We start from the raw sequence: 16827 nt of genomic DNA on the forward strand, positions 1-16827 counted from the left end.
CGGCATCTGCGCTGTTTTGCAACGGCTAAGTCAGAAGCTCGCTACGCTCGCGCCCACCCCTAACCCCTCCCGTTTACGGGAGGGGAATGTCTTGGATTGGTCGAAACCAGACGAGCAATCACCGGTCCGTATCTCAACTCGGCATGCGTAACCCAAAAGCGACACCCGCCTCGAAAACCATCCTATTTCCTGCGCCGGGACAGTTTCAGCCTGTCCTATTCCGCCTTGCCCGGCCTAACCAGCACCCCTCTTTGAAAACGTCCGAACCATCGCGCCCATGCCTACGCGCGCCCGGGCACGCGCGCGCATATGGTGTGAACTTCGGCGGAAAACCGCCGGAATCTCACCCCCTGATCCGCCCCACCATCGCCTGTCCGGTCACCCGCTGCCGCAGATAGCGCCGCTTCAACACCACGCTCGCCACCAGCAGCGGCACGCCCAGCATGATGCAGATCGCGCCCAGCATCGGCGGCCAAAGTCCGAACAGGCTGTGCATGTTCAAGGCGGAAGGCGCCAGCACCAGCAGGAAACCCGCCGTCAGCAGCCATAATCCCCAACGGCGCGGCCTGACCGCGATCATGCGCATCTCGTGCCGGTGCGCCTTGCGCCCTTCCTTCGTCGACAGATCGGGATGCTTCATCGCAGGCCACTAAAGCGGAAAAGGCGACCTGCTGTCCAGCGTCAGAACGGGGCTTTCGTTCGCTCGCCGCTTGGGCTACATGCGGGGCATCCCCGGGGGACCGTCCACAGGCGGTTGAGAGGCGGCTGACGTGGCCGCGACCCGCTGAACCTGATCCGGATAAGACCGGCGTAGGGAGGGAACGGCTTGTTCGCATGCAGCAACCCGCGCCCGCCCTCCGCCCCGATGCGAAGAGGAGGACGGCAAGCCATGGACAGCATTTCCGTCCTGACCCTGCGCCTGGCTGAAGCCATCGGCCTCTACATGATCGTCATCGGCACAGGGGGCCTCGTGGCGCCGCAGCGCTGGCGGCAGATGATGGACGATCTGGAACGCTCGCCCGGTCTGGTGATGGCGCTGGCCTTTCCGGTCTTCGCGGTCGGCGCGGCGCTCGTCCTCATCCACAGCATCTGGCGCGATCCGCTGTCCATCATCGTCTCGGCCATCGGCTATGTCGCGCTGGTCGAGGGGGCGCTGCTGCTCGCGGTCCCGGCGCCCCTGCTCAAGATCGGTCGCTGGTCCCTCAACTTCACCCGCGCCTGGGCGATCCTCAGCATCGTCCTCGGCATTCTCCTCTTCCTCGCCGGCCTCACCGGCCGCGCCACCGTCATCGCCTGAAAGGAACCCAAATGGCAGACGTCCCAGCACGAACAGAGATGCGCGTCACCACCGGACCCATCCGTGGCTCGCGCAAGATCCATGTCGGCCCGCTCAAGGTCGCCATGCGCGAGATCGACCTGGAACCCGGCAGCGGCGAAGCGCCGGTCCGCGTCTATGACACGTCTGGTCCCTATACCGACCCCAATGCCCGCATCGACATCATGGCGGGCCTTCCCGCTTTGCGCCGGGACTGGATCATCGGCCGGGGCGATGTCGAGGAATATGACGCCCGCGCAATCCAGCCGGAGGATAACGGCCTGAAAGGCCCCGACCGCAGCGGCGGCGTTCAGCCCTTTCCCAACACGGTCAAGCATCCCCTGCGCGCCAAGGCTGGAGCGAACGTCTCCCAGATGCACTATGCCCGGCGCGGCATCATCACGCCGGAGATGGAATATGTGGCCGAGCGCGAAAATCTGGGCCGCGCCCGCCTCGCCGAATATGTCCGCGACGGGCAGGACTGGGGCGCGTCGATACCCGACTATGTGACGCCGGAATTCGTCCGGGAGGAGGTCGCCCGCGGCCGCGCCATCATCCCGTCGAACATCAACCACCCGGAATCGGAGCCGATGGCGATCGGCCGCAACTTCCTGGTGAAGATCAACGCCAATATCGGCAACAGCGCCGTCGCCTCCGATGTGGCGAGCGAAGTCGACAAGCTGGTCTGGTCGATCCGCTGGGGCGCCGACACGGTGATGGACCTGTCGACCGGCCGCAACATCCACGACACCCGCGAATGGATCATGCGCAACTCGCCGGTCCCGATCGGCACCGTGCCCATCTATCAGGCGCTGGAGAAGGTCGGCGGCATTGCCGAGGAACTGACCTGGGACATCTTCCGCGACACGCTGATCGAGCAGGCCGAGCAGGGCGTCGACTATTTCACCATCCATGCGGGCGTGCGCCTGCCCTACATCCCGATGACGGCCAAGCGCGTCACCGGCATCGTCTCGCGCGGCGGATCGATCATGGCGAAATGGTGTCTCGCCCATCACAAGGAATCGTTCCTCTACGAACATTTCGACGAAATCACCCAGATCATGAAGGCCTATGACATCGCCTATTCGCTGGGCGACGGCCTGCGCCCCGGTTCCATCGCCGACGCCAATGACGAAGCGCAGTTCGCCGAACTCTACACGCTCGGCGAGCTGACGAAGCGCGCCTGGGAACAGGATGTGCAGGTGATGATCGAAGGCCCCGGCCATGTGCCGATGCACAAGATCAAGCAGAATATGGACAAGCAGCTCGAAGCCTGCGGGGAGGCGCCCTTCTACACGCTTGGGCCGCTCACCACCGACATCGCGCCGGGTTACGACCATATCACCAGCGGCATCGGCGCGGCGATGATCGGCTGGTACGGCACGGCGATGCTCTGCTACGTCACGCCCAAAGAGCATCTGGGCCTACCCGACCGCGACGACGTGAAGGTGGGCGTCGTGACCTACAAGCTCGCCGCCCACGCCGCCGACCTGGCCAAGGGGCACCCGGCCGCCAAGGTCCGCGACGACGCGCTGAGCCGCGCCCGCTTCGAATTCCGCTGGCGCGACCAGTTCAACCTGTCGCTCGATCCCGACACGGCCGAGAAATATCACGACCAGACGCTTCCCGCCGAAGGCGCGAAGACCGCCCATTTCTGCTCCATGTGCGGCCCCAAATTCTGCTCGATGAAGATCACGCAGGAAGTGCGCGACTTCGCCGCCAAGCAGAACCAGCCCGCCGACAGCTTCCTCGCGGCGGAGGACGCCGAAAAAGGCATGGCCGAGATGAGCGAAATCTTCCGGCAAACGGGCAGCGAACTCTATATGGGCGCTGGCGACAGGGAGCATGATTGAGTTCAGCTCTACATAGCCAAGAATGAGCCGAATGACCGCCCCCGCTTATCTTGTCAGCGCGGTTGATCTTGGTCCTTGAGCCGCGGAAAATCGTTGCTTCATGGCGTCGGCGAGCGGGTGGGGACGGTCTGGACGGGCCGATCTGTCCGGGAAGTTGCCGGCCTTCGGCGGGTGCGTGGCAGACGCAGCCAAGTCGTCGCAGCGGCTGCGTGATATGAGCAATGCTGGTCTGCGCCGATGGGCGGGCACAAGCGGCGGGCCTTAACTGGCGAGCAGCAATCGATGCCGTTGCGGCTCGGAATGGCCGCATTGATGGTGCGTTCCCCGGCGATCCAGCAGGCCGAGCGGCTATCAGCTTAGCCCGAACGCGGTGTGGTCGTTGCTGATCAATGCAAGCCACAGCTTCAAAAAAGCCTGTTCGCCATCCAGGATAGCACGGAGATGTGATTCACACTGACTTTCGGAGGTTGGCGTGGAAGGCGAAGTTATTCATGACGATCAATGGGATCGGTTGCGAGAGTTCGTGCCGGGAGGCCTTAAGGGCAAGCGGGCCCTCGCAGCGACGGGCAGGAGCGGCGGCCCTGTAGTCGCTCATCTGCCCCTCGCTCGGCAGTATTATCAATGGCTGCCCTTGCCGTCGCACACGGCATGGAGCTTCGAGTTCAGACCGCCTTTGGTGCGTCCGATACGTCTGGGATCAGCCTTGTCAAGCAGACTGGCTGCGGTCCGATGCGCCTTCAGATGCGTGGCATCAATCATCAGTTGATCGGGCCTGCCGGCCTTCGCCGAAAGGGCGGAGAAGATCTTGTTAAACACCCGAGCCGGCTCCATCGGATGAAGCGATTGCAGATTGTCTTGGGTGGGCCATAATCAACGGGCGCATCGCACCATCGCAAGCCGTTCCTGATTACGAAGATGCTGCTGATGATGATCTGACGATCACTCACCCGTGGCACGCCGTGCGACAGCTGAAATATGGCTCAATCCGGCGCATCTGCGTCTCCGAAAGCCAGATTAGATCACTCAAGGCGACGCCTCCTCACGCCGCCATTGAATCAACCAGTCGCCATCTCCGCAAGCAATTCAATAGGTCATGAGCCTAGCTTGCGAACCGGAAGCCGATCCACAGCGTCCGGGGGGTGCCCAGGTCGATGGACCCTCCGGCGTTGCGGGTGATCACCTCCTCATCGAAGAGATTCTCGCCCCGGGCGACCAGGGTAACGCCATGGCCCAGCGGCAGGCGCGCCACCGCATCGACGGTCAGCGCGTCGGGCAGGACATCGGTCTGGAGGTCATCCTCATATTGCTTGCCGACATAGCGCAGCGTCGCGGAAAGCGCCGGTCCCTGCTCCGGCTCCCAGGCCAGCGTGGCGCTCGCGGCATGACGGGGGCTCTGCGCGGGGGTGAGGCCGTCAAAGCCCATGCCCGGCGCATGGACGGTGCTGTGGCTATAGGCATAGGATGCCGAAAGCAGGAAGTCGTCCACCCGGCCGATGGCGGTCAATTCGATCCCCTTGGCGGTGATGCGGTCGACATTCTGCCGCTCGCGCGTATTGGCGACATTGGTGAGGGTGACATTGGCTATGGCATCGTCCAGCCGGTTGATGAAGCCGGTGGCGGAGAGGGTCAGGCCCGGAATGGGCGTGAGGTCGATGCCCGCCTCCACGCCCTTCAGCTTTTCGGGCGTCAGCGCGGCATTGGCGCGGGTCGTGATCGGGAAGACCACGAACGGCCGATATAGCTCGTTCAGCGTCGGCAGGCGGAAACCGCTATAGGCCGCGCCACGTAGCGCGACTGCATCGCTGATGCGGTATAGAGCGCCCGCCCTTCCGGAGAACTGCCAGTCCGAACGGTCGGCAAAGCTGTTGTTGGCCGCACCGGTGCCGGTGGCGCGATAGAAGCCGTTGCTGATCGTCCAGCGATCCGCCCGCACCCCGCCTGTCAGGACCAGCCGGCCCAGCGTCCAGTCATCCTCGGCAAAGAGGCCGGTGGTCATCTGCTCGCCGCCGGCATGACGGCGGGAAGTGACCGGATTGGCCGCTATATTCGCGTTATAGCCATCCTCGAACATGTCGCCGGTGGCGAAGCGGGTGTCGGCCCCGATGCGCAGCATATGGTCGGGGCCTACCGGTGGGCGCAGCTCGATCTTGCCGCCGATGCCGGTCGAGGGCGTATTGCGCTGGTCGAGCGACTTGCGGAAGGTGGATGCCGAAATCACGATGTTGGAGAAGTTGCGCGCCTGGATATAGGCCAGCGCATCGACCTGCCATGCACCGCGGGATATGAAGCGGATGCTGGCGTCCTGCCCTTCGCTCATGCTGTCCGCGCCCTTGAAGCGCAGGGTGCGCTCGTCGTGAAAGATGGTGCCGCGGAACTGGATCTCCGATGTGGCGGACAGGGGCGCGACGGCCCGCAAATTGGTCGACCAGCCGTCATAGGCGGCGGGCGAAGTCGCGGCGACGCGCTGGTCCCTGGGCGTGGTCTGGAAGCCGTCGCCCCGGTCCCAGCGACCCGAAAGCGAGACATAGCCGCCGCCCAGATCCGGCGTCAGGCTGGCGGTCAGTTCGGTCGCATCCTTGCTGCCGTAGAAGGCGCTGGCGCCGAAGGTCGGAAGCTGATCCCGCGTCGCGCTGGCGAGTTCGATGGTCCCGGCCACCGCGCCCGCACCGAAGGCCCCAATGCCGCCGCCGCGCGTCACCCGCACCACCGACAGGCGGTCGGGCACCAGCGCGCTGAAGGGGATATAGCCGAAAAAGGGATCGGCCATCGGCACGCCGTCGAGCAGCACCAGCGTCCGGCTGGAAGCGTTGCCGCCCAAGGCACGCAATGTCGCTCCCTGGGCCGAAGGATTGGCGGACCGGCTGTCGGAACGGCGGAACTGCTGGAATCCCGCCACATCGCCCAGCACGCTCTCGATCCGGCCGGAAGCGCTGTTGGTCAGCCGGTCCCGGTCGATGATCACCGACCCATAGGCCGGCGTCCCCGGCGGCAGGGAAAGCCCCTCCCCCGTCACGACGATGCGGTCCGTGTCGGACGCCTCCGTCCCGGCGGCCGCAACCGTCGGAATTGCGGCCAGAACCAGTGACAGCGAAAGATATTTCATCGGCGCCCTTTCCTCTCTTTGGGAGAGGGACTAGGGGCGCCGCGCAGGAAGTTCAAGCGACCCTTTTTCCGGTTGACGCCGCCAGAATCTTGTCGATCGTCAGCGGATAGTCGCGCAGGCGCACGCCCGTGGCGTTGTAGATCGCGTTGGCGACCGCCGCGCCAGCCCCGCAAATGCCCAGTTCACCGACGCCCTTGGCCTTCATGGGCGAGCTTTTGTCGTCCAGTTCATCGATGAACAGCACGTCCTGATGCGGGATGTCGGCATGCACCGGCACCAGATATTCGGCCATGTCGTGGTTGACGAAGAAGCCGAACCGCGTGTCGACGCTCAGTTCCTCCATCAACGCCGCGCCCACGCCCATGGTCATCGCGCCGATCACTTGGCTGCGCGCCGATTTGGGGTTGAGGATGCGCCCGGCGGCAAAGGCCCCGCCCATGCGGCGGACGCGGACTTCGGCGGTGTCGATGTCGACGCCGACCTCGCAGAAATGCGCGCCGAACGTGGCTTGCGCATAGCGTTTGGTGAGGTCGCCATAGTCCATGCTGTCCTCTGCCCAAAGGCCCTCGCGCCCCGCCAGCGTCCCTAGCGGCTGGGACTGGTTGCCGAGGCGCACCAGACCATCCTCGAACAGCGCCTTGTCCGCCGGGAAGCCCGCCTTTTCGGCCAGTCTGGCGCGCAGGGCCATGGCGGCGGCATAGACGCCCGCGGTTGAGCTGTTCCCGCCCCACTGGCCGCCCGAGCCGGACGACGCGGGAAAGCGGCTGTCGCCCAGCCGCACGGTCACGGCGTCCAGCGGCACGCCCAGCATTTCCGCCGCCGTCTGGCCGATGATCGTGTAGCTGCCGGTGCCGATGTCGGTCATGTCGGTTTCGACCGTCACATGCCCCTTGGCATCGACGCCGATGCGCGCACCCGACTTCGTGACCAGATTGTTGCGGAAGGCGGAGGCGACGCCCATGCCGACCAGCCAGCGGCCATCGCGCACCTGACCCGGCTTCGGGTTGCGGCGGTTCCAGCCGAAGCGTTCCGCGCCCTCGCGCAGGCATTCGACCAGCTTGCGGCTGGAAAAGGGGCGCTGCGGCCCGGCTTCCGGATCATATTGCACATCGTTGCGGATGCGCAGTTCGACCGGATCGACGCCGCAGGCCTCGGCCAGCTCGTCCATCGCGACTTCCAGCGCCAGCAGGCCCACCGCCTCGCCCGGGGCGCGCATGGCATTGCCTTCCGGCAGGTCCAGCGTCGACAGGCGATGCGTCGTCAGCCGATTGGGACCGCGATAGAGCAGGCGCGTCTGCTGCGCCGCCGTTTCCGCGCCGCCGCCGGGCAGGTCGCCCGACCAGACCTCATGCGCGATGGCGTCGATCACGCCCTGCCTGTCGGCGCCGATGCGGATGCGCTGGATGGTGGCGGGGCGGTGAGTGGTGTTGTTGGGGATTTGCGGCCGGGCGATCGCGACCTTCACCGGGCGGCCGACCATGCGCGCGCCCAGCGCCGCCAGCAGCGCATCAGCGCGCAGGAACAGCTTCGCGCCGAAACCGCCACCGATATAGGGTGAGACGAGGCGGATATTCTCCTTCGGAATCTTCAGCGTCGCCGCCATTTCGCCCACGCTCCAGGCGATCATCTGGTTAGAGGTCCAGAGCGTGAGTTTGTCGCCATTCCAGGCGGCGATGGTCGCGTGCGGCTCCATCATCGCATGGCTCTGGTCGGGCGTGGTGTAGTGCTGGTCGATCTTCACCGCCGCCCTGGCGAAACCGGCTTCGAAATCGCCCGCTTTGGTATCAGCAGGGCCGCCGAAGCCGCCTTCGGGCGGAACGCCCTTGTCGCGCTCCGCCGCCAGATCGAAACGGCCCTGATCCGGCGCATAATCGATGCGGACGAGCCGGGCGGCGTCGCGCGCATTTTCCAGCGTATCCGCGATGACCAGCGCCACTGCCTGCTCATAATGTTCGATCTGCGGGCCGCCCAGCAGATGGGCGGTGTTCATATTGCCCTTGCCGAGCGGCCCCGCATTCTGGTGGGTGACGATGCCCAGCACGCCGGGCGCGGCTTCGGCGACCCGCAGGTCCATGGCGCTGATCCGCCCCTTGGCGATGGCCGACCCGACGATCCAGCCATAGGCGGCGTTGGGCGCGGCATCGTGCCGTTCATAGGCGTAGGGCGCGGTGCCGGTGACTTTCGCGGCGCCGTCGATGCGGTCATGGGGAATGCCGATGACGCGGCCCCGGTCGATCGGGTTGGTGGTGGCTGGCGTGTCGAACTTCATGGCTCAGGCCCCCTTCTGACGGTAGAGCGAGGCAAGGGTGCGGGCGGTCAGTTGCTGCTTGAACGCATTATGCGCGGTGGGCCGCGCCCCGCTGAGCGCCGCCTCCGCCACGGCCGCCGCGCCGGACGGGGCGGCGGCATCTGCGGCATCGGTACGCCAGGGCTTGGCCCCTATGCCCCCGAAGGCGAAGCGCGCCCGGCCGTCCTTCTCAAACACCGCCGCGACGGACACCAGCGCAAAGGCATAGGAGGCGCGGTCGCGCACCTTGCGATAGACATGGGTGCCGCCCAGAGGCTTTGGCAAGGTGACGGAGGTGATGAGTTCGCCGGGCTTCAGCGCATTTTCGATATGCGGCGTCTCGCCCGGCAGCAGGTGGAAATCCGCGATCGGGATGGAGCGACGGCCGCCATCGGCGCCCACCGTATCGACCTGCGCATCGAGCAGGCGCAGCGCCACCGCCATGTCGGAGGGGTGCTGAGCGATGCAGGCGTCGCTGGTGCCCAGGATCGCCAGGCTGCGGCTCATCCCCTTGAGCGCGCCGCAGCCGCTGCCGGGCTTGCGCTTGTTGCAGGGCATGCGCGTGTCGTAGAAATAGGGGCAGCGGGTGCGCTGGAGCAGGTTGCCTCCGGTCGTCGCCTTGTTGCGAAGCTGACCCGAAGCACCCGCCAGCAGCGCGCGGCTGAGCACCGCATAATCGCGGCGGACGGCCTTGTCGGCGGCCAGATCGGTGTTGCGGACCAGCGCCCCGATCCTGAGGCCGCCTTCCGCTGTCGGCTCGATGCGGTCGAGGCCCAGATGATTGACGTCGATCAGATGGGTCGGCGTCTCGATCTGGAGCTTCATGAGGTCGAGCAGATTGGTGCCGCCCGCGATGAAGCGCGCGCCCTGGGTGCTGGCGGCCGTCTTCGCCGCTTCCTCGACGCTGGCGGCGCGGCTGTAGGTGAAGGGCCTCATGCCTTGTCCTCCGCAGTTCCATGGCCGGCGACTTCGCGGATCGCCGCAACGATGTTGGGATAGGCGGCGCAACGGCAGATATTGCCGCTCATCCGCTCGCGCACCTCGCCCTCGGAAAAGGCCACGCGGTGGAGGTCCTCCGTGGCGTGGCTGGGGATGCCCGCCTCGATCTCCTCCAGCACCGCCACCGCCGAACAGATCTGGCCGGGCGTGCAATAGCCGCATTGATAGCCGTCATGGGTGATGAAGGCGCGCTGCATCGGGTGGAGCTTTTCCGGCGTGCCGAGCCCCTCGATGGTGGTCACATGATCGCCCTCATGCATGACGGCGAGGGTGAGGCAGCTGTTGATCCGCCGCCCCTCCACGATCACCGTGCAGGCGCCGCACTGGCCATGGTCGCAGCCCTTCTTGGTGCCGGTCAGGTGCAGATGCTCGCGCAATGCGTCGAGCAGGGTGGTGCGGGGGTCGAGTTGCAGATGCACTTCCCGGCCGTTCACGGTCAATCCTACGGCGCTCATCTGGGCCTGCTCCTTCTGGCGTTGCGGGCGGGCGGGAGCAGCGGCCTGCGCGTCGCCCAGCACGGGAATGGCGGCGGCGGCGGCGGCGCTGCCCTGAAGCAGGCCCCGGCGCGTCAACGGTTCTGGCATGCGATGCTCCTCCTCCTGCCCCCGCCATAGGAAGCGAAGGGCGATCATATTCGGTCGTTGCTCACTGATTTGACAGGCAGAATAGTAGCATATGGCCACGCGAGGCCAAGCCGCAAGGTGGGAAAAGCCACTATCGGGCGGGGAAATCCGGCGGGATCGGAAAAAAATGATTTTATGCAGATTCTCCCTTGCCGAGGTGGGAAGCCGCTGCTAGTTGCCCCCCACCCGCCGAGAGGGACACTTCCTCCGGCCGCCAGAGCGGGCGTAGCTCAGGGGTAGAGCACAACCTTGCCAAGGTTGGGGTCGAGGGTTCGAATCCCTTCGCCCGCTCCAGATTTCCTGCCCTTTTCAGGGCAGAACAGCCAAAAATCGAAAATCACACCCCACTCAATCTCCATAGATTGACCGGGTAAATGGCGCGTGGTTAGGCGCGCCATTCTCTGCTATTAATTGCGTCGCTCGCGTTGGTCCTTTCATTGGAACGTGCGCTTCAATGAGACTCTCTTTTAAGCCTCCTTCTTCATCGACCTGATGATCCGCATCAGGGCTTTCTCGCTTGTACATCCGAGATGCCAACCATTGCACGTTGCCGCGTGCTTTCCCGGCGACTTCCCCCGAAGCGTTGTAATGTCAGGCGGTAAAGACGATCTGCTTCGGGATAGCATTTAGCCGACAAGTAGCTGTCGGCAGCAGCTATGTGAGTCTCTGTATAAGGGTCGAGAACAGTGGCGAGCCGATGTTCTGAAATGACTTTTGTATAGTTTCCCTTGGCAGCTTCCTGACGGATCAACTTGTCCAGCGTCAGGTCTCCGGTTCCGCTTCGCTCCACCTCCGTCCGGATATGGCGGCGATGAGCTTAATCCACCAACAAACCTATCGGTCCACTCAGTAGGGGCAGATCACTTTGTCAACGCAGCCTAGGGCAACCCTTTGAAAAAGCCTGCTGGTTCCGCCGGGGCAAAGCTGTATGAGGTCCTCATGCGCTTTGCCCTTCTCCTCGCCCTGCCGTTTCTCGCCGCTGCGCCCGCCCAGGCCTGGGGACCGATCGGCCATCGCGTCACCGGCGCCATAGCCGACCGCAACCTGAGTGGCGCTGCACGCGCCCAGGTCCGCCTGCTGCTGGGGTCGGAAGATCTGGCCGAAGCGGCGACCTGGCCGGACGACATGCGGTCCGACCCTGCCGAATATTGGCGCAAGACGGCCAGCCCCTGGCATTATGTCACGGTGAGGGAGGGCGATCGTTACACCGCCGCGGACGCGCCGAAGGAGGGGGACGCGATGACGGCGCTGACCCGCTTTACGGCGACGCTTCGCGATCCCAAGGCGTCGCTGGACGACCGCCGCATGGCGCTGCGCTTCGTCGTTCACATCATTGGCGACCTGCATCAGCCGCTGCATGTCGGCGGTGGTGACGACCGGGGCGGCAATGATGTGAAGGTCACTTTCTTCGGCGCGCAGAGCAACCTGCATTCGGTCTGGGATTCCGGCCTGATCGACCAGCGCGCCCTGTCCTATTCCGAATATGCGGACTGGCTGTCGCGGTCGATCACGCCGGAACAGACGATTGCCTGGAGCCTGTGTGATCCGGACATCTGGACCCGCGAAAGCATCGCGCTGCGCAAGACCGTCTATCCGGCGGACCCGAACCTGTCCTGGGACTATGCCTATCGGCATCGCGCCGAGCTGGACGACCGGTTGCGGCGGGCAGGTGTCCGCATCGCCGCCTGCCTGAACGCGATTTTCGATTCGCCCCGGCAGCCCTAGGACCGGTCGACAGTCCGTTCATGGTCGACGACTCGGAATGGCGGTCGCGAAAAACAGGGGTTTTCCGCTCAATGTGAAAAATGCTCCGGGTTTCAGGATCGAATTGAAGCGCAGCGCTCTCCTGCGACCGCTCTACCCCCGCTCCCGCAGCCGCTCCACGATGGCGCGCGCGGCCCGCGTGACGTCGTCCCAGGTCATGTCGAAGCCGGCATCGTCCCCGAAATAGGGATCGGTCACGCTGCTCCCCTCGCGCCCTGGCACCAAATCCATCAGCAGCCGCACGTCCGCCGTCCCGTCCGAAGGCTGAATCCGCCGCAGATTCTTCAAATTTTCCGCATCCAGCGCGAAGACATGGTCGAACCGCCGGAAATCCCCCGCCGTCACCTGCCGCCCACTGTAGCCGGAAATGTCGATCCCATGCCGCAGCGCCACCGCCTGGGCGCGCCGGTCCGGCGGCGATCCGACATGCCAGTCGCCGGTACCCGCCGAATCCACCGTCACCGAAAGGCCCGCCCGCTCCGCCTCCGCACGCAACGCGGCCTCGGCCAGCGGCGATCGGCAGATATTCCCCAGGCACACGAACAGGACCGAAGCGCTCATCCCTCGGCCGCCGCCGTGCTCAGGCCCAGTTGCGGCACGCCGATCGACCGCCGCCCGCCGAAATCGGTGCGCGCCACGATCACGCCCAGCTTTTCCATATAATCGATCAACCGCCGCACGCGCCCCGGCGAACTGGTGCCATAGGCGCGCGCCAGCGCCACATCGTCGGGGCAGGGCAGCCCCTGCATCGCCGCCCGCGCAATCAGCAGGAAGGGAGCGAGCATATCCTCCGGCACAGGTTTGGCGGCCTTCATCGCATCCGCCCAGCGCGGGTCGGCGGCATCGAACATGCCCGCCTGCGCCATGGCGAATCGCTTGCGGAAAGCGGGCAGGTCGAGCGGCGGCTGGCGCAGTCCCTTCATCCGGCAGCGGACGCCGAAATCCTGATAGAGCGTCGACACGCTGGGCTGCGCCTCCCCCAGGTCCGCCACGATCTCCTCCAGCACGGCGATCACCACCGGCTCGTTCTGGCCAAAGTCCAGTTCCGGCGCGGCGGGCTTGGCCGAAGGCGCGGCGGCAAGCGCGCGCATCAACTCCTCCGCAGGCAAGGCCGGCGGCTCGGCGCGGGGTGGAGGCGGGGGCAGCGCCTCTTCCTCGCCCGCGCCCGCGAACAGCAATTCCTGCAAATCCTCCGTCGCGGCGACAGGCGGCGGCATCAGCTTGTGCGTGCCGCCGCGCGTGCTGGTCTTCACCGACCCGATCTTCACCGCCACCGGCCGTCGACAGATGGCCGGGCCCAGGGCCAGAAAGCGGCCGCGCTCCAGGTCGCGGATCTGCTCCGCCTGCCGCCGCTCCATGCCCAAAAGGTCCGCCGCCCGCGCCATGTCGATGTCGAGGAAGGTGCGCCCCATCAGGAAGTTCGATGCCTCGGCCGCGACATTTTTGGCGAGCTTCGCCAGCCGCTGCGTCGCGATCACGCCCGCCAGGCCGCGCTTGCGCCCCCGGCACATCAGGTTCGTCATGGCCGCCAGCGAAAGCCGCCGCGCCTCGTCCGACACATCGCCCGCCGCCACGGGGGCGAACATCTGCGCCTCGTCCACCACCACCAGCGCGGGATACCAGTGGTCGCGCGGCGCATCGAACAGCGTCGACAGGAAAGTCGCGGCGCATTTCATCTGCGCCTCCAGCTCCAGCGATTCCAGACTGAGCACCACGGATGCGCGATGCTCGCGTATGCGCATCGCCATCTTGACGATCTCGCGCTCATTATAGTCGCCCGCGTCGATCACCACATGGCCATATTCATCCGCCAGCGTGACGAAATCGCCCTCCGGATCGATCACGACCTGCTGGACCAGCGCGGCGCTTTCCTCCAGCAGGCGGCGCAGCAGATGCGACTTGCCGGACCCTGAATTGCCCTGGACGAGCAGACGGGTGGCAAGCAATTCCTCGACATCGACCAAAACGGCATTGCCGTTGCTGTCATTTCCTATGCTGATGCTGGCGGTCACGGATTTCCTTTGGCCCATGGCGGGGGCTTCGCGCAAGTGCACAGAATAAGGATGCCGTCCTCCTGCCCTCGCGGGATCACGTTGCGTGATGCGGATTCCCTTGACCATCCCATTGTTGCGATGCAGCATCGATCCATCATGGCGACTCTTGCATCCTCTCCCGCTCCTGCGATCACGCAGAACCCGGACATCCGCTTTCTCGGTCGTTTGTTGGGCGACGTCATCCGCGCCTATGGCGGGGAGAAAATCTACAAGCAGACCGAATATATCCGCTCCGCCTCGGTCGATCGGGCGCGCGGCCTGCACGGCGCGGACGTGGTCGACACCGGACTCGACGCGCTGAGCCTCGACGACACGCTGAGTTTCGTGCGCGGCTTCATGCTCTTCTCGATGCTGGCCAATCTGGCCGAGGACCGCCAGGGCGTCGCTGCCGAGCCGGGCGCCGACGTCGCCTCCGCCGTCGAAAAGCTGCGGTCCCATGGAATAGAGCGCGAGGCGGTGCTCGACCTGCTGTCCCATGCCCTGATCGTGCCGGTCCTGACCGCTCACCCGACCGAGGTGCGGCGCAAGAGCATGATCGACCACAAGAACCGCATCGCGGACCTGATGCTGCTCAAGGACGGCGGCCGGACGGAAACCGATGAGGGCGAGAATCTGGACGAGGCGATCTTCCGCCAGATCGCGCTGCTGTGGCAGACGCGGCCGCTGCGCCGGGAAAAGCTGTTCGTCGCGGACGAGATCGAGAATGTCCTCGCTTATTTCCGCGACGTTTTCCTGCCCGTGCTGCCCGCCCTCTACGCGCGATGGGAACGGGTGCTGGGCGCCCGCCCGCAGAGTTTCCTGCGCGTCGGCAACTGGATCGGCGGCGACCGCGACGGCAATCCCTTCGTTCAGGCGCCGCAGCTTCGGCTCGCGCTCGCCAGGGGCTGCGAGGCTGCGCTGGGCTTTTATATGGATGCGCTCCACGCCCTTGGCGCGGAACTGTCGCTCTCGACCGAACTGGCCGATGTGTCGCAGGCCGTTCTGGACCTGGCCGACGCCAGCGGCGACGTCTCGCCCAGCCGTCAGGACGAGCCCTATCGCCGGGCGATTTCCGGCATCTATGCCCGTCTGGCCGCCACCTACCGGTCGCTGGTCGGCAAGGCGCCGTCCCGCCCCTCGGCGCTCAAGGGCGAACCCTATGCCAGCCCCGCCGACCTGCGCCGCGACCTGGTGACGGTCGCGCAGGGGCTGGCGAGCGAAGGCAATGGCGCTCTGGCGACCGGCGGCGCGCTTGGCCGCCTGATCCGCGCGGTCGAAACCTTCGGCTTCCATCTCGCCACGCTCGACATGCGGCAGAACAGCGATGTCCATCAGAGCGTGGTGGCCGAACTGCTGAAAGTCGCGGGGGTCGAGGCGGATTATGCCGGCCTCGACGAATATGCCCGCATCGCCCTGCTCCGGCGGGAACTGGCGAACAACCGGCCGCTGGGCACGGCCTTTTTCGAATATTCGGAACAGACCGCGTCCGAACTCGCTATCGTCCATTCGGCGGCGGAGGCGCATCGCATCTACGGCCCGCAATGCATCACCCATTATATCATCTCCAAGGCGGAGAGCGTTTCCGACCTGCTCGAGGTGAACATCATCCTCAAGGAAGCGGGCCTGTGGCGCGCGGGCACGGAGGGCGCGCCGCCGCAGGCCGCGATCATGGCCGTGCCGCTGTTCGAAACCATCGCGGACCTCGAGGCCGCGCCCAAGATCATGGCCGCCTATTTCGGCCTCCCCGAAATAGCCGGCGTGGTGCGGGAACGCGGCCATCAGGAAGTGATGATCGGCTATTCCGACAGCAACAAGGACGGCGGCTACATCACCTCCACCTGGGGGCTGTTCCAGGCGAGCAAGGCGTTGGGCCCCGTCTTTGCCGAAGCGGGCACGGCGATGCAGCTATTCCATGGCCGCGGCGGCGCGGTCGGGCGTGGCGGCGGCTCCTCCTTCGCGGCGATACAGGCGCAGCCCAAGGGCACGGTACAGGGTCGCATCCGCATCACCGAACAGGGGGAGGTGATCGCCGCCAAATTCGGCACCCGCGACGTCGCCATGACCAATTTGGAAGCGATGACCAGCGCGACCCTGCTCGCCAGCCTGGAACCCGAAGTCCTGTCCGATCGCGATGCCGCCCGCTTCGCCGCCGCCATGGACCAACTGTCGAAGACCGCCTTCGCCGCCTATCGCGATCTGGTTTATGGTACTGAGGGCTTCAAGGAATTCTTCCGGCAATTGACCCCGATCCAGGAAATCTCCGGGCTCAAGATCGGCTCCCGTCCGGCCAGCCGCACCAAGAGCACCCGGATCGAGGATTTGCGCGCCATCCCCTGGGTGTTCAGCTGGGCGCAGGCGCGGGTGATGCTGCCGGGCTGGTATGGAGTCGGCCACGCGCTTTCCGCCTTTGAGGACAAGGCGCTGCTGGCCGACATGGCGCAGCACTGGTCCTTCCTGCAATCGGCGCTCGCCAATCTGGAGATGGTGCTGGCCAAGTCCGATCTGGGTATCGCTGCTCACTATCTGCCGCTGGTCGAGGATCAGGCGCGGGGCGCGGAGATTTTCGACCGCATCCGCGATGGTTGGGACATGGCCCATGACGGCTTGCTCGCCGCCACCGCCCAGTCGCGGCTGCTGGAGAAGAATCCCAAGCTCGACACGTCGATCCGCCTGCGCCTGCCTTATATCGAGCCGCTGAACCTTCTTCAGGTCGAACTGATGAAGCGCCACCGCAGCGGCGAGGACGACCCGCGCATCAAGGAAGGTATAGAATTGTCGATCAACGCGATCGCCACGGCGCTGAGGAATAGCGGATAGGGGTGGATTCCTGCCATTCCCCCTCCCGCAGGC

At 65.5% G+C, this 16827-nt stretch carries 13 protein-coding genes, 1 tRNA gene and 1 riboswitch; of the genes, 5 read left to right on the forward strand and 9 right to left on the reverse strand.

What is annotated here, in order from left to right:
* Window positions 1-343 precede the first annotated feature (343 nt).
* The gene (locus tag A0J57_RS24025; protein WP_061940646.1) at window positions 344-640 is read right to left on the reverse strand and encodes a hypothetical protein; all 297 of its coding nucleotides are present in this window, start codon (window positions 638-640) and stop codon (window positions 344-346) included.
* An 83-nt stretch (window positions 641-723) separates the two neighbouring features.
* Window positions 724-834: riboswitch (TPP riboswitch) on the forward strand.
* 55 nt (window positions 835-889) lie between these two features.
* On the opposite strand from A0J57_RS24025, the gene A0J57_RS24030 reads away from it, so the two are divergent.
* Window positions 890-1297 carry a DUF2065 family protein gene (locus A0J57_RS24030; protein ID WP_044660391.1) on the forward strand — a complete coding sequence of 136 codons (408 nt, stop codon included), beginning with the start codon at window positions 890-892 and terminating at the stop codon, window positions 1295-1297.
* Between the two features lie 11 nt (window positions 1298-1308).
* The gene (gene thiC / locus A0J57_RS24035) at window positions 1309-3168 is read left to right on the forward strand and encodes a phosphomethylpyrimidine synthase ThiC (RefSeq protein ID WP_061940648.1); all 1860 of its coding nucleotides are present in this window, start codon (window positions 1309-1311) and stop codon (window positions 3166-3168) included.
* Between the two features lie 618 nt (window positions 3169-3786).
* Here thiC and A0J57_RS26205 read toward each other — a convergent pair.
* The 6 genes from A0J57_RS26205 to paoA form a co-directional block, all read right to left on the reverse strand.
* Window positions 3787-3984 (reverse strand): hypothetical protein, encoded by a 198-nt coding sequence (locus A0J57_RS26205; protein WP_153017893.1) that lies wholly within the window; start codon window positions 3982-3984, stop codon window positions 3787-3789.
* Window positions 3927-4124: a transposase gene (locus tag A0J57_RS27380; RefSeq protein WP_369118717.1), complete on the reverse strand. Its 198-nt coding sequence runs from the start codon at window positions 4122-4124 to the stop codon at window positions 3927-3929. The genes A0J57_RS26205 and A0J57_RS27380 overlap by 58 nt, the downstream gene beginning before the upstream one ends.
* A 143-nt stretch (window positions 4125-4267) precedes the next feature.
* Window positions 4268-6271, reverse strand: a complete 2004-nt coding sequence (locus tag A0J57_RS24045; RefSeq protein WP_061940651.1) for a TonB-dependent siderophore receptor — start codon at window positions 6269-6271, stop codon at window positions 4268-4270.
* A gap of 52 nt (window positions 6272-6323) precedes the next feature.
* The gene (gene paoC, locus A0J57_RS24050) at window positions 6324-8540 is read right to left on the reverse strand and encodes an aldehyde oxidoreductase molybdenum-binding subunit PaoC (protein ID WP_061940653.1); all 2217 of its coding nucleotides are present in this window, start codon (window positions 8538-8540) and stop codon (window positions 6324-6326) included.
* A gap of 3 nt (window positions 8541-8543) precedes the next feature.
* Window positions 8544-9494 carry an FAD binding domain-containing protein gene (locus A0J57_RS24055; protein ID WP_061940656.1) on the reverse strand — a complete coding sequence of 317 codons (951 nt, stop codon included), beginning with the start codon at window positions 9492-9494 and terminating at the stop codon, window positions 8544-8546.
* Complete coding sequence (gene paoA, locus A0J57_RS24060; RefSeq protein WP_061940663.1) at window positions 9491-10141, reverse strand: aldehyde dehydrogenase iron-sulfur subunit PaoA; 651 nt, start codon at window positions 10139-10141, stop codon at window positions 9491-9493. The genes A0J57_RS24055 and paoA overlap by 4 nt, the downstream gene beginning before the upstream one ends.
* 258 nt (window positions 10142-10399) lie before the next feature.
* Between paoA and A0J57_RS24065 the strand changes: the two genes are divergently transcribed.
* Together A0J57_RS24065 and A0J57_RS24070 are read left to right on the forward strand one after the other, a co-directional pair.
* Window positions 10400-10474: transfer RNA gene (locus A0J57_RS24065), tRNA-Gly, on the forward strand.
* 645 nt (window positions 10475-11119) lie between these two features.
* Complete coding sequence (locus A0J57_RS24070; protein ID WP_044660384.1) at window positions 11120-11905, forward strand: S1/P1 nuclease; 786 nt, start codon at window positions 11120-11122, stop codon at window positions 11903-11905.
* Window positions 11906-12037: 132 nt separating this feature from the next.
* Here A0J57_RS24070 and A0J57_RS24075 read toward each other — a convergent pair whose 3' ends face one another.
* Window positions 12038-12505 carry a low molecular weight protein-tyrosine-phosphatase gene (locus A0J57_RS24075; protein ID WP_061940660.1) on the reverse strand — a complete coding sequence of 156 codons (468 nt, stop codon included), beginning with the start codon at window positions 12503-12505 and terminating at the stop codon, window positions 12038-12040.
* Window positions 12502-13956 (reverse strand): ATP-binding protein, encoded by a 1455-nt coding sequence (locus A0J57_RS24080; RefSeq protein ID WP_061940669.1) that lies wholly within the window; start codon window positions 13954-13956, stop codon window positions 12502-12504. Before A0J57_RS24080 ends, A0J57_RS24075 begins: the two co-directional genes overlap by 4 nt.
* A gap of 138 nt (window positions 13957-14094) precedes the next feature.
* On the opposite strand from A0J57_RS24080, the gene ppc reads away from it, so the two are divergent.
* Window positions 14095-16794 (forward strand): phosphoenolpyruvate carboxylase, encoded by a 2700-nt coding sequence (gene ppc / locus A0J57_RS24085; RefSeq protein ID WP_061940667.1) that lies wholly within the window; start codon window positions 14095-14097, stop codon window positions 16792-16794.
* Window positions 16795-16827 lie beyond the last annotated feature (33 nt).

Source organism: Sphingobium sp. 22B, assembly GCF_001580035.1.
Lineage (GTDB): Bacteria > Pseudomonadota > Alphaproteobacteria > Sphingomonadales > Sphingomonadaceae > Sphingobium > Sphingobium fuliginis.

What these genes read in the sequence shown, in the direction of transcription:
- A0J57_RS24025 (WP_061940646.1), bottom strand. Translation starts at nt 640, where the DNA reads ATGAAGCATCCCGATCTGTCGACGAAGGAAGGGCGCAAGGCGCACCGG.
- A0J57_RS24030 (WP_044660391.1), top strand. Translation starts at nt 890, where the DNA reads ATGGACAGCATTTCCGTCCTGACCCTGCGCCTGGCTGAAGCCATCGGC.
- thiC (WP_061940648.1), top strand. Translation starts at nt 1,309, where the DNA reads ATGGCAGACGTCCCAGCACGAACAGAGATGCGCGTCACCACCGGACCC.
- A0J57_RS24045 (WP_061940651.1), bottom strand. Translation starts at nt 6,271, where the DNA reads ATGAAATATCTTTCGCTGTCACTGGTTCTGGCCGCAATTCCGACGGTT.
- paoC (WP_061940653.1), bottom strand. Translation starts at nt 8,540, where the DNA reads ATGAAGTTCGACACGCCAGCCACCACCAACCCGATCGACCGGGGCCGC.
- A0J57_RS24055 (WP_061940656.1), bottom strand. Translation starts at nt 9,494, where the DNA reads ATGAGGCCCTTCACCTACAGCCGCGCCGCCAGCGTCGAGGAAGCGGCG.
- paoA (WP_061940663.1), bottom strand. Translation starts at nt 10,141, where the DNA reads ATGCCAGAACCGTTGACGCGCCGGGGCCTGCTTCAGGGCAGCGCCGCC.
- A0J57_RS24070 (WP_044660384.1), top strand. Translation starts at nt 11,120, where the DNA reads ATGCGCTTTGCCCTTCTCCTCGCCCTGCCGTTTCTCGCCGCTGCGCCC.
- A0J57_RS24075 (WP_061940660.1), bottom strand. Translation starts at nt 12,505, where the DNA reads ATGAGCGCTTCGGTCCTGTTCGTGTGCCTGGGGAATATCTGCCGATCG.
- ppc (WP_061940667.1), top strand. Translation starts at nt 14,095, where the DNA reads ATGGCGACTCTTGCATCCTCTCCCGCTCCTGCGATCACGCAGAACCCG.